The sequence below is a fragment of the Salinifilum aidingensis genome, from assembly GCF_054782015.1.
The window spans coordinates 185,367-196,480 of the sequence record NZ_BAAGTH010000002.1 but is presented as its reverse complement, the minus strand read 5'-3'; the positions used below and the strand labels follow the sequence as shown (position 1 = coordinate 196,480).

Annotated in this window: 11 protein-coding genes and 1 pseudogene; 8 read left to right on the top strand and 4 right to left on the bottom strand. The window is 72.9% G+C overall.

Translation table 11 applies throughout. The features are described from left to right. The first annotated feature begins 43 nt into the window (after positions 1–43). Complete coding sequence (locus ACYVJE_RS03945; protein ID WP_461143304.1) at positions 44–1,153, top strand: NDMA-dependent alcohol dehydrogenase; 1,110 nt, start codon at positions 44–46, stop codon at positions 1,151–1,153. Positions 1,154–1,353: 200 nt separating this feature from the next. After that, positions 1,354–1,821 (top strand): GNAT family N-acetyltransferase, encoded by a 468-nt coding sequence (locus ACYVJE_RS03940; protein ID WP_461143303.1) that lies wholly within the window; start codon positions 1,354–1,356, stop codon positions 1,819–1,821. A 27-nt stretch (positions 1,822–1,848) separates the two neighbouring features. On the opposite strand, the gene ACYVJE_RS03935 is transcribed toward ACYVJE_RS03940, so the two are convergent. Further along, entirely contained in the window at positions 1,849–2,136 is a 288-nt protein-coding gene (locus ACYVJE_RS03935) for a hypothetical protein (protein ID WP_461143302.1), read from the bottom strand. On the opposite strand from ACYVJE_RS03935, the pseudogene ACYVJE_RS03930 reads away from it, so the two are divergent. Beyond that, positions 2,089–2,817, top strand: a pseudogene (locus ACYVJE_RS03930) (substrate-binding domain-containing protein); the annotation flags it as partial. The gene ACYVJE_RS03935 and the pseudogene ACYVJE_RS03930 overlap by 48 nt on opposite strands. Positions 2,818–3,124: 307 nt before the next feature. On the opposite strand, the gene ACYVJE_RS03925 reads toward ACYVJE_RS03930, so the two are convergent. After that, positions 3,125–3,673, bottom strand: coding sequence for a carboxymuconolactone decarboxylase family protein (locus tag ACYVJE_RS03925; protein ID WP_461143301.1), 549 nt, complete (start codon positions 3,671–3,673; stop codon positions 3,125–3,127). 75 nt (positions 3,674–3,748) lie between these two features. Then, positions 3,749–4,366 (bottom strand): TetR/AcrR family transcriptional regulator, encoded by a 618-nt coding sequence (locus tag ACYVJE_RS03920; RefSeq protein ID WP_461143300.1) that lies wholly within the window; start codon positions 4,364–4,366, stop codon positions 3,749–3,751. Positions 4,367–4,611: 245 nt separating this feature from the next. Between ACYVJE_RS03920 and ACYVJE_RS03915 the strand changes: the two genes are divergently transcribed. After that, positions 4,612–6,237 carry a thiamine pyrophosphate-binding protein gene (locus ACYVJE_RS03915; protein ID WP_461143299.1) on the top strand — a complete coding sequence of 542 codons (1,626 nt, stop codon included), beginning with the start codon at positions 4,612–4,614 and terminating at the stop codon, positions 6,235–6,237. 76 nt (positions 6,238–6,313) lie between these two features. After that, on the top strand, positions 6,314–6,994 hold the full coding sequence (locus ACYVJE_RS03910; RefSeq protein ID WP_459159705.1) for a GntR family transcriptional regulator: 681 nt from the start codon (positions 6,314–6,316) through the stop codon (positions 6,992–6,994). A 47-nt stretch (positions 6,995–7,041) separates the two neighbouring features. Here the strand turns inward: ACYVJE_RS03910 and ACYVJE_RS03905 are convergent, their stop codons facing one another. Continuing rightward, positions 7,042–7,428, bottom strand: a complete 387-nt coding sequence (locus ACYVJE_RS03905) for a hypothetical protein (RefSeq protein ID WP_461143298.1) — start codon at positions 7,426–7,428, stop codon at positions 7,042–7,044. A gap of 152 nt (positions 7,429–7,580) precedes the next feature. Here ACYVJE_RS03905 and ACYVJE_RS03900 point away from each other — a divergent pair, with 152 nt between their 5' ends. The 3 genes from ACYVJE_RS03900 (at position 7,581) to ACYVJE_RS03890 (ending at position 11,061) form a co-directional block, all read left to right on the top strand. Continuing rightward, positions 7,581–8,537 carry an FAD-dependent oxidoreductase gene (locus ACYVJE_RS03900; protein WP_461143297.1) on the top strand — a complete coding sequence of 319 codons (957 nt, stop codon included), beginning with the start codon at positions 7,581–7,583 and terminating at the stop codon, positions 8,535–8,537. Between the two features lie 83 nt (positions 8,538–8,620). Beyond that, the gene (locus ACYVJE_RS03895) at positions 8,621–10,252 is read left to right on the top strand and encodes a radical SAM protein (RefSeq protein WP_461143296.1); all 1,632 of its coding nucleotides are present in this window, start codon (positions 8,621–8,623) and stop codon (positions 10,250–10,252) included. Continuing rightward, entirely contained in the window at positions 10,249–11,061 is an 813-nt protein-coding gene (locus ACYVJE_RS03890) for a class I SAM-dependent methyltransferase (protein ID WP_461143295.1), read from the top strand. The genes ACYVJE_RS03895 and ACYVJE_RS03890 overlap by 4 nt, the downstream gene beginning before the upstream one ends. Positions 11,062–11,114 lie beyond the last annotated feature (53 nt).

Sequence of the window (11,114 nt, the reverse complement as noted above, 5' to 3'; positions counted from 1 at the left end):
ACGTGCGGTGTCCGTCAGCTCCCCGAGTGAAGGGACAGGCCCCATGAAGACCAAAGCTGCAGTGCTCACCGACGTGCACCAGCCTTTCGAGATCATGGAGTTGGACCTCGACGGCCCCGGCGCGGGAGAGGTCCTGATCCGCTACGTCGCCGCCGGGCTGTGCCACTCCGACCTGCACCTGGCCGACGGGGACCTGCCCCCGCGGTTCCCGGTCGTGGGCGGGCACGAAGGCGCGGGCGTCATCGAGGACGTCGGCCCGGGCGTGACGAAGGTGGAACCCGGTGATCACGTCGTGTGCAGCTTCATCCCGAACTGCGGCACCTGCCGCTACTGCTCCACGGGACGGCAGAACCTCTGCGACATGGGAGCCACCATCCTCGACGGGAGCATGCCCGACGGCACGTTCCGCTTCCACAGCGGCGGCACGGACTACGGTGCGATGTGCATGCTGGGCACGTTCTCGGAGCACGCCACGATCTCCCAGCACTCGGTGGTCAAGGTCGACGACTGGCTGCCGCTGGAGACCGCTGTGCTCGTCGGCTGCGGCGTGCCGTCGGGGTGGGGGACCTCGGTCTACGCCGGTGATGTCCGCGCCGGCGACACCGCGGTGATCTACGGGGCCGGCGGGCTCGGGGTCAACGCGGTGCAGGGGGCGGTCCACGCGGGTGCCAAGCACGTCGTCGTGGTCGATCCGGTCGAGTTCAAACGCACCACGGCGCTGAAGTTCGGCGCCACGCACGCTTTCGCCGACCCGGCCGAAGCCCGCGCCAAGGTCACCGAGCTGACCTGGGGGCAGGGCGCCGACACCGCGCTCATCCTGGTGGGGACCGTCGACGAAGCCGTGGTCTCGGAAGCGTTCAGCACCATCGGCAAGGGCGGCACCGTGGTCATCACCGGCCTGGCCGACCCGGCCAAGCTGACCGTGCACCTCTCCGGTGGCGAGATGACCCTGTTCGGCAAGACCGTCAAGGGCACGCTGTTCGGCTCCGCCAATCCGCAGTACGACATCGTCAAGCTGCTGCGGCTCTACGACGCCGGTCAGCTCAAGCTCGACGAGCTGGTCACGAACACCTACCGGCTCGAAGACGTCAACCAGGGCTACCAGGACCTGCGCGACGGCAAGAACATCCGCGGTGTGATCAGGTTCGACTGACCCGGGAGCGGATCAGCGGAACACCGCGCCGTGCGGGAGAGCCCGCCGCCCGCGGTCGCCGCCGCGCACGGCGCTGACGGCGGGCGGCGGTGCCGCTGCTCGCCGAGCTCCGCTCCGGCGCCGGCGGGAGCGCGGGTGGGGGCGCTCCACCGAGCCGCGTGCGCGCGGAGGCGACGTCCGCCTCGGAAACGGGGGTGCTCGTGCGTGCCGCAGCGGTCCGGCAGGCCGCGGTCGAGGAGTCAGCCGTCGTGGCGCGACTGCTGCACGACTTCAACACCGAGTTCGACGCACCCACGCCCGGGGTGGAGGTGCTCACCGCGCGATTGCGGCGGTTGCTCGCCGGCGAGGCGACCACGGCGCTGCTCGCCGGGGACCCGGCCGTGGCGCTCGCTCTGCTCACACGGCGGCCGAACGTCTGGTTCGCCGGTCCGGTCGCCCTGCTCGACGAGCTCTACGTGGTTCCGCACCTGCGGGGGCGCGGCATCGGATCGGCGCTCGTGGAGCGGATCCTCGCCGACGCGGTCGCCGAAGGGGTCGGCCTCGTCGAGATCAACGTGGATGAGGGCGACGTCGCCGCGCGGCGCTTCTACGAGCGCCACGGCTTCCGCACGACCGAACCGGGCTCGGACGAGCGCGCCCTCTACTACTGGCGCGTGCTCGACGGGTGATCGTGGTGCGCACCGTGCTGGAGGCCGTCACCGCACGTCGCAGGCCGGGACGGTCTCGTCTTCTCCCGCCGCCGCGGTGTTGCTGACCACGGAGCGCGGTCCCGCGGTGTTCCGCCCGCGATCCAGCCGGCCGGAGAGCACCGCCACGGCCAGGCCCACGACCGCGAGCACCGCGCCGATCACCGCCGGTGAGGCGTACCCGAGCCCGGCGCTGATGCCCGCACCGCCGAGCCAGGCCCCACCCGCGTTGGCGAGGTTGAACGCCGAGTGGTTCGACGCGGCCGCCAACGTCGGCGCCCGGCCCGCCTTCTGCATCACGAGCACCTGCAGCGGCGCGGTGCGACTACAGCATCGCGCTCAGCGCGATGCTGCCGAGCCGCGGGGTGCAGCCAGGCCGTCGACGAACTGCTCGGGCTGCGGTGCGAGGCCGTGATCCTCATCGGACTCTCCGGTGAGGCCCCCGCCTACCTCGCGCAGGTGGCGCAGCGGGTCCCGGTCGTGGAGATCGGCCAGCACACGGGCGCGGCCGGCATCGACAGCGTGCGCCCCGCCGACGTCGACGGGGCGAGGTTGGCCGCGGACCACCTCGTCGAGCACGGACACCGGGCGATCGCCCACGTCGACGGGGGCTCCCTGCCCGGTGCGGAGGAGCGGTGCGAGGGCTACCGCCGGGCCATGCGCTGCCACGGCCTCGATGCGCGCATCGACATCCTGCCCGGTGACTACGCGGAGGAGTCCGGGGCGCGGGCGGCGCGGCAACTGCTGTCCCGCCGCGGCCGGCCCACGGGCGTGCTCGCGGGCAACGACCTGTGCACCGCCGGGCTGCTGGAAACGCTCGTGCGGGCGGGTGTGCACGCCCCGGAGGACATCTCGGTCGTCGGCTACGACGACAGCCGCACCGCCAGCCTGTCCTACATGGACTTGACGAGCGTGCACCAGGAGGCGGTGGAGATGGGTGAGCTCGCCGTCCGCGCTGCGGCCGAACGCCTCGACGAGAAGCGCGCCGCCGAGCAGGAACTGGTGCTCACGCCGAGGCTCGCCGCGCGCGGGAGCACGGGCCGCCGCCCGGGGCGTGAAGCTGGCAGTCCACTGCGGACACGCGATCGCCTCCTGCGCGGGCGGGGAGGGCACCTCTCCGGAAGAACCGGGGGCGGTGCGCGGCCGCGACGAACTCGTGCCACGACGGCGGCCCCGGCCCCGGTCTCGGGACCGGGGCCGGGGCCGCCGTCGTGGTGGAGCACGGAGACCGCGCAGGGTGCGGAAGCACCCCGGAGCGTGGAGCTCGCCGCGCGCACGAGGAGGATCAAACGTTCCAGGCGTGCTCCTGGAACGCTTCGTCGACCGGGGTTTCGGCGAAGTGGTTGGTGTAGTTGGACAGGGTCTTCATCGTCACGCCGAGCACGACGTCGAGGATCTGCCGGCGGGTGAATCCCGCGGCGAGGAAGTGCGCGGTGTCGTCCTCGGGCACGAGGCCGCGGTGGGTCACCACGGCCTGGGTGAACCGGCGGACGGCTTCCGCGGACTCGTCCGGAACGGGCTTGTCCCCCCGGATCGCGTCGATGATCGCCTCGTCCGCCCCCGCCTGCTTGGCCAGTGCGGTGTGCGCGGCCATGCAGTAGTGGCAGGAGTTCTGGCGGCTGGCGGTCAGCAGCACCACGTGCTGGGCCGTCGTGGACAGCGAGGTGTTGTGGAACTGCTCGGTCAGCGCCTGGTAGGCGTGGTAGGCCTGGGGCGATTCGGCGAAGATCCCGTGCAGGTTCGGGATCATGCCCAGGTTCTTCCTCGTGTCGGCGAGTGCGGAGGCGACCTCCTGCGGCGCGGTGCTCTCGTTGTGGATGGGGAAGTCCACCATGGGGGACGGGAGTCCTTTCTGCGGGGAAGATGTGCGGACCGTCGGGGACGTTCCCGGGTCAACGACGCTCCCGGGTCAACGGGGACGGACGTCGGCGTGGCCGTCCGGGTGGCGCAGCGCGCCGAGTGCGGCCGCCACGGCCGAACGCAGGCTGCGGGGGTCGGCTCCCGCGCGGGAGCGCAGGTTCACCCCCTGGGCGAGCAGAGCGAGGTGCTCGGCGCAGGCGTCGAGTTCGGCGTCCGCGCGCAGTTGGGCGTGCCGTGCCGCGGCGGTGAGCGCGGTGCGCATCGCCGCGTGCAACCGCTGCTGGTGCCCGGTGAGCACCTCCCGTACGCCAGGTTCCGCGGCTTCGGCGCTGACCTGCAGGTTAGTGGCCAGGCAGCCCCAGCGGGCGCGCGGACCGCAGCAGCGTGCCGTGATCAGGGCGCCGAAGAACGCCGCGATGCCCGGCAGTCCGCGATCATCGGTTTCGAGCTGCCGGAACGCCGGGTCGACGTGCTCGCTCAGGTAGCGGCGCAGCGCGGACAGGCACAGCTCGTCCTTGGTGCCGAACGTCGCGTACAGGCTGGAGCGGCTCACTCCCGTGGCGGTGACGATCTCCTGCACCCCCGTGCGTGCCCATCCGCGCTGCCACAGCAGCGGCACGACCCGGGTGATCACCGCGTCGGAGTCGAAGTGCTTGACGTCGGGCACCGCTCGCCTCCACCGGAGATCGCCAACCAACTTGGAACGTCCGTTCCAACTTAACGCGGCCCGCGCTCGCGGGGCAACCGCCGGCCCGCGCGTCGAGCGGCTCCGCGGTGCCCGGCCGCCGCGAAGCGGTTGGTGCTCCGATCACCGCTCTGTATTATGGATCCAATTTTCGTCGCGGAGCGGCCGCGACGTGCGCACGGGCCCTGGAGCCGTTGTCCGGGAGTCGTTGTCGACGGGAGAGCGTGATGCCGCAGCCGACGGTGGCGGGACGGATCCTCGACGCGCTGGCCGCCCACGGGGTGGAGCAGGCCTTCGGCCTGCCCGGTGTGCACAACCTCGCCTTCTGGCGCGAGCTGCGCGGAGGCCGACCGGACATCACCGGGGTGCGCCACGAGCAGGCCGCGGTCTACGCCGCGGACGGCACCGCCCGCGCCACCGGTCGCCTCGGCGCCGCGCTGACCACGACCGGGCCGGGGGCGGCGAACACGCTCGGCGCGTTCGGCGAGGCGGCCGCCTCGTCCAGCCCGGTGCTGGTCGTCGCCAGCGAAGTACCCGAACGCCTGCGCGCGCCCGGCGCGGTGCGCGGGATGCTGCACGAGTCCCGCGACCAGGCGGGCCTGTTCGAACCACTGGCGAAGGCGGTGTTCCGGCCGCGCTCGGCAGAACACGCGGCCGCGGCGGTCGGAGAGGCGATCACCACCGCGTTGGCGTGGCCGCGCGGTCCCGTCTACCTCGACGTGCCCACCGACCTGCTCGACGCACCGGCACCGGAGATCACCCCGAGCGCACCGGAACGGCCGGTGCCCGCCCCCGCGGAGATCTCCGCCGCGGCGCGGCTGCTCGACGACGCGGGCACAGCGGTGCTCTGGGTCGGCGGCGGCGCCGTCCAGTCGGAGGCGGCGCAGCAGGTCGACGCCCTCGCGCGCCGGCTGCGCGCACCGGTGGTGACGACCTACAGCGGCCGCGGGATCCTGCCCTCCGACCACCCGTGGATGATCGGACTCCCGCCGCACGAGCCGGAGGTCGCCGAGCTCATCGGTGGTGCCGACGTGCTGGTGGGCATCGGCACCGACTTCGACGGCGTGCACACGCGGAACTGGTCCATGCCGCTGCCGCCGCGGCTGGTCTCGATCAACGTCGACAGCGGTGAACTGGGCAAGAACTACACCCCCGACGTCGCCGTGCTCGGCGACGCCGCGGCCGGCATCGACGCGCTGCTCCCCGCGCTGACCGGCTCCGCGGGCACGGGCGGTCCGGACGTCCAGCAGCTGCGGCAGGCCACGCGCGAGCGGCTGCACCAGGACCCGCGCACTACCGGCGCGATGGCGCTGGTCGACGCGATCGACCGGGCGTGGCCGCAGCGCGGCACGCTGGTCACGGACATGGCCGTGGCCGGGTACTGGGCCTGCGGATACACCGCCCTGTCCCGTCCGCGGCAGCTGCAGTGCCCCTACGGCTGGGGCACGCTGGGCTACGCCCTGCCGGCAGCGCTCGGCCCGGCCGCTGCGGGACGCGGTCCGGTGCTCGCCGTCTGCGGCGACGGCGGACTGCTGTTCGGCGTCGGCGAGCTCGCGACGATCGTCCAGGAGCAGCTGCCGGTCACGGTGCTCGTGGTCGACGACGGGGGGTACGGCATGCTGCGCTACGACCAGCAGCACGCCGGCGACGCCGAGCGCGGTGTCGACCTGGTCGGCCCCGATCTCGCGGTGCTCGCGGAGAGCTTCGGCATCGAGTCCCGCGTCGTGGCCGAGTCCGGAGACGACCTCGTCGGAGCTCTCGCCGAGGCGGCCGGCAGCCGGAAGCCCCGGCTGATCACCCTGCGGGCGGCGTTCCTGCCGCCGCGCACCACCTCGCCGCGCTGGCACGACTGAGCGGGCCCCGCCGCCGATCGGCGCCCAGCCAGCGACGACGTTGGTAGTCTCCGGAGTGTGTGCGCGGTGATGGATCATGACGGCTGACACGGCGGGCCCCGCGCGTGGCAGGCCACCCACGAAGCAGGAATACGTCCTGTCCGCACTGCGCCAGGCGATCGTCTCCCGCGAACTGCGCCCCGGCCAGCCGGTGCGGCAGGACCTGCTCGCCGAGAAGCTCGACGTGAGCCGGGTTCCGCTGCGGGAGGCGCTCAAGATCCTGGAAGGCGAGGGGCAGGTCGTCTACCGCGCGCACCGGGGCTACTTCGTCGCCGAGCTCTCGCTCGACGACCTGCTCGAGGTCTACCGGATCCGCGCGCTGCTCGAGGACGAAGCCGCGCGGGTGGCGGTGGACCGCGTCACCGCCGAGGACCTCGAGCGGATCGCCGAGGCGCAGCACGAGGTGGAACGCGCCGGTGCTGCGGGGGACGTCCGGGCCATGACCGCGGCGAACCGGCGGTTCCACTTCACGCTGCTGGACGCGTGCGGCATGCCGCGGTTGCTGCGGTTCGTGCGGCAGCTGTGGGACTCCACGGACGCCTACCGCGCCGTGTACTACGGCGACACGGCCAACCGGACCCGGGTCGACCGGGAGCACCGGGCCATCGTCGAGGCGCTGCGCGCGAAGGACGCCGACCGCCTGGTGCGATTGCTCGACGAGCACCGGGCGCACGCCGTGGAATCGCTGCGCGCCGTCATCGACGAGAGCTCCGGCTGAGTCGTCGACGAGGTTCGGGCCCAGCGCCACCGACCGCGGGCCGCCGCTCACGCCAGGGTGCCCAGCCAGGTGGTCACCGCGTACAGCGCCCCGTAGGTCGCCGCGGCCACGGCGAGCACCCCGGCCAGCCGCCAGCGCCAGCGGCGCACCCCGGCGATGCTGCACTGCTCGCGGCGCCGCAGCGAACGCCACACCAGCAGCGCGATGACCGCCAGCCCGCCGAGCCGGAACCACCAGGCGTAGCCGTCGTAGAGCTCGGTGGCCCAGGTGAAGGCGGTGCCGGCGCTGATGACGCCGAGCAGGGCCAGCGCGGTGGGGACCGCGCAGCACAGGATGCCGACGGCCCCGCCGGTCAGCCCGATCCGCCACACCGGCAGCGCACCGGTGCGGGGGTCGTCGGCCCGTGCTTCGTCGTGGTGCGCGGCGCGGATCATGGCGGTGGACCTCCTTCGTACCTCCACCTCCAGTGCACCGCACGTCGTCACGCGCCGGGCAGGGGAGTGTCAGCGCGGTGACACGGTCGGTGGGGACTGTCCGCCACCTGACACGGCGATGTCCGCGGCCTCCCGGGAGTGTTGGGGTGCGGGTGTGCGCGACAGCGGTGTTCGACCTGCGCGAAGCACCCCGGTCGATGGCCGTGCTCGGCGCGGGGGCGGTCGGGTGCGAACTCGCCCAGGCCTTCGCGCGGCTCGGCACCGCCGTCGCCCTCGTCGAGACGCAGCCGCGCGTGCTCCCGTCCGGCGATCCCGCGGCCTCCGCGGTGCTGGGCGAGGCCCTGAGCGCCGACGGGGTGCGCGTGCGCACCGGCGCCGCCGTCCTGTCCGCGCGCGAGGAGCACGGCCAGGTCCTGCTGGACCTCGGAGGCGGTGCACCGGTGCGTGCCGACCGGCTGCTGCTCGCCACCGGCCGTGAAGCCGACACGCGCGGTCTCGGGTTTGACGTGATCGGCATCTACCCCGGTGAGCACGGCGTCATCCCCGTCGACCGGCACATGGGCACGGCCGCCGCCGGGGTGTCCGCGGCCGGTGACGTGACCGGGCTCTTCCCGCACACCCACGGTGCCTACGCCATGGGTCGCATCGCCGGGACCGCGTGGCTGCGCCGCCGACGGCGTCCTGCGTTCGACCCGGGACCGATCCCGCAGGTGGTGTTCACCGACCCCGAGGTCGCCGCCGTCGGCGCGACCGAGGACGAGCTGCTCGGCAGTCCCGCGCGCGTCGCCCACCTGCCGATGAGCGAGGTGGACCGGGCCCTCACCGCCGGCGACACGCGCGGGTTCACCACCCTGCTCGCCGCACCGCGGCGACTCACCGGTCACCTCGGCGGGGGCCGCGTGGTCGGCGCGACGAGCGCGGCGGCGCGCGCCGGCGAGATGATCCACGAACCGGCGCTGGCCATGCGCACCGGCATGTTCGCCGGCCGTCTGGCACAGGCGGTGCACGCCTACCCGAGCTGGTCCCTGGCCGTCCAGCAGGCGGCTGCCCAGTTCGTCGGCGGTCACGGCGGGCGCACCGCCCGCCGGGTAGGCACCGCGCGCGGCTGAACGGGGGAGAACTAACGGGGGAGAACTGTTGCCTCGCGGACAGTGCGACTGCGACCCGGCCGCACCGGTGGTGAGCTGGCGGCGTGACGGAACAACACGACGGAGCGCACCCGACCCCGCCCGCCAAACGCGATCGCGACGAGGTGTTCGTCGAGTACACCAAGAGCGTCTGCCCGGTCTGCAAGGTCGTGGTCGACGGCCAGGTCAACATCCGCGACAACAAGGTCTACCTGCGCAAGCGCTGCGCCGAGCACGGCTCGTTCGAGGCCCTGGTCTACGGCGATGCGCAGGCGTACGTGGACTCCGCGCGGTTCAACAAGCCGGGCACGATCCCGCTGAGCTTCCAGACCGAGGTCAACCACGGCTGCCCGTCGGACTGCGGGCTGTGCCCGGAGCACCAGCAGCACGCGTGCCTGGGCGTCATCGAGGTGAACACGAACTGCAACCTGGACTGCCCGATCTGCTTCGCCGACTCCGGGCACCAGCCCGACGGCTACTCGATCACGCAGGAGCAGTGCGCGCGGATGCTGGACGTGTTCGTCGAGGCCGAGGGCGAACCGGAGGTCGTGATGTTCTCCGGCGGCGAGCCGACGATCCACAAGAACATCCTCGACTTCGTCGACCTCGCGCAGCAGCGCCCGATCAAGGCGGTCAACCTCAACACCAACGGCATCCGCCTGGCCACGGACGAGCGGTTCGTCCACGAGCTCGGCCGGCGCAACCGCCCCGGTCGGCGGGTGAACGTCTACCTGCAGTTCGATGGTTTCGACGAGCGCACGCACAAGGAGATCCGCGGCAAGGACCTGCGCGAGCGCAAGAAGCGGGCGCTGGACAACTGCGCCGAGGCCGGGCTGACCGTGACCCTGGTCGCCGCGCTCGAGCGCGGGCTCAACGAGCACGAAGCGGGCGACATCGTCCGCTTCGGCGTGCAGCACCCGGCCGTGCGCTCGGTGGCGTTCCAACCGGTGACCCACTCGGGCCGGCACGTCGAGTTCGATCCGCTGAACCGGTTGACCAATTCGGACGTGATCGAGCTCGTCGCCGGGCAGTGCCCGGACTGGTTGCGCGCCAGCGACTTCTTCCCCGTGCCGTGCTGCTTTCCCACCTGCCGGTCGGTGACCTACCTGCTCGTCGACGACAAGCCCGAACGCACCGACGTCGTGCCGGTCCCGCGGCTGCTCGACGTGGGCGAGCACCTCGACCACGTCAGCAACCGGGTGCTGCCCGACCGGGGCGTGCGGGAGGCGTTGGAGAAGCTGTGGAGCGCCTCGGCTTTCATGGGCACCGACACCACCGCGTCCAACCTGGAGACCACCGCGGCGCAGGTGGAGTGCGAGGCCTGCGGCATCGACCTGCCCGAAGCCGCGCAGGACCTCGGCGACAAGGCGTTCATGATCGTCGTCCAGGACTTCCGGGATCCCTACACCCTCAACGTGAAGCAGCTGATGAAGTGTTGCGTCGAGGAGATCACCCCGGACGGGCGGATGATCCCGTTCTGCGCCTACAACTCCGTGGGTTACCGCGAGCAGGTCCGCGCGCAGCAGTCCGGTGTGGACGTCGCCGGGGTGGTGCCCAACGCCACCGAGCTGCGAGGGCTCGTCGCCGACTCCCCCTACGGTTCGAAGATCGCCCGCAACGGCACCGAGGACGGGCACCGGGACGAGCTCCCCGTCGCCCCGGACACCACGAACGTCGGCCGCAAGGCGGTGGAATGATGACCCCGCACGGCACCCCGGACCCCGCGGAGATCAAGAGCTGCTGCGCGGCGGCGTACGGTCAGGACGCGCTCGCCCTGCTGCTCGGCGAGCACTACCACCCCGGTGGCCGCGCCCTGACCGAACGCCTCGCCGACGCCCTCGACCTGCGCTCCGGACAGCGCGTGGTCGACGTGGCCGCAGGCCCCGGAGCCACCGCCCGCCTGCTGGCCGAACAGCGCGGCGTGCAGGTCACCGGGGTCGAGCTCAACGCGGACACCGTGGACCGGGCGCGGCGGTCCGCGGCCCGCGGGGGTCTGGACGGTTCGGTGTGCTTCGAGGTCGGTGACGGCGAACGCCTCCCGCTGCCGGACGCGGCGGGCGACGCGGTGGTCTGCGAGTGCGCCTTCTGCACCTTTCCCGACAAGCGCGCCGCCGCGGCCGAGTTCGCCCGCGTGCTCGCACCGGGCGGGCGCGCCGGCATCACCGACATCACCGCCCGCACCGACGAGCTGCCCGAGGAGCTCACCGGCCTGTCCGCGTGGATCGCCTGCATCGCCGACGCGCGCCCGCTCGAGGAGTACGCGGCGCTGCTGCACGCGGCCGGGCTGCGCACCGTGCGCGCGCAGCGCCACGACGAAGCCCTGCGCGGGATGGTCGACACCATCGAGGCCCGGATCAAGCTGCTGCGCATGACCGCACCGGAGCAGTTGACCGCGGCGGGGGTCGATGTCGGGACCGTGCTGCACCACACCCGCATCGCCGCCGGGGCCGTCGAACGGGGAGCGCTCGGTTACGCCCTGATCGTCGCCGAGAAACCCGCGGAGTGAGGGGCTCCGCAGCACCCGGTGCCCTGCCCGACCGACGCGGCCCGCGGCCCGCG